Annotated in this window: 2 protein-coding genes; both read right to left on the bottom strand. The window is 53.8% G+C overall.

Annotated elements, in window-relative coordinates:
* A partial coding sequence (locus QZ269_RS13375; RefSeq protein ID WP_291427183.1) for a transposase occupies window positions 1–291 on the bottom strand: 291 nt, incomplete at its 3' end.
* Window positions 288–689, bottom strand: a complete 402-nt coding sequence (locus QZ269_RS13370; protein ID WP_291427182.1) for an IS5 family transposase — start codon at window positions 687–689, stop codon at window positions 288–290. The genes QZ269_RS13370 and QZ269_RS13375, both read right to left, overlap by 4 nt.
* Window positions 690–729 lie beyond the last annotated feature (40 nt).

Here is a 729-nt window from a genome sequence, read left to right as displayed (position 1 = left end):
GGCCAGCCGTATCTGCTCCTCCGTCGGTGTACTCACATTGACCTGAGCAATACCGTTTTTAACGGTAATTCCTTCGTCTGGGCGGCGCTTTATCTCGATTTCAAGCTCATGATTCGTTTTCGCCCACTGCGAAAACGGCTCACCATCATATCCACCATCTAAAAACAGCTTTTGGATGTCTGGAACGTCCTTTTTGAGAACGTTGATGACCTGCTTCATCCCGGCACGTTCGCCGACGTTGGCTGGCGTGACGACACAAGTCAGCAAATTGCCGTCTGTATCGGTCGCTATATGGCGTTTACGCCCTTTGACCTTCTTTGCCCCGTCGTAGCCGCGAGCCCCTTTTTTTGCGTCGTCTTGACGCTCTGAGAATCCCCGACTGCGGCACTGGGTTTGGCCCTTTTCCCCTTACGTTCTCGCTCCAAGGTCACGAGCGCATCGTTGATGCGCTTCCAGACGCCATCTTTGCACCACTGGCGATGAGAGTGGTACACCGTTTTCCAAGCTGGCAGGTCATGGGGCATCATGCGCCACTGAATTCCACCCCGCAGGACGTAGCGGATACCGTTGACAATTTCTCGTCTGGGAACGGTGTCGCAGAAGGTACTCTCGCCAATTGGAGGCAAAAGTGGTTCAATAAGTTCCCACTGGGCATCGGTGAGGTCGCTAGGGTAAGCTGCGCGTTCCACCGTTAAAGCCTAAAACATTTCCCATGGTTAGGGCCTCAGA

The sequence above is a fragment of the Deinococcus sp. genome, from assembly GCF_018260405.1.
Taxonomy (GTDB): domain Bacteria; phylum Deinococcota; class Deinococci; order Deinococcales; family Deinococcaceae; genus Deinococcus.
The sequence above is the reverse complement of the archived record's forward strand: the minus strand, read 5'-3'. Positions and strand labels throughout refer to the sequence as shown.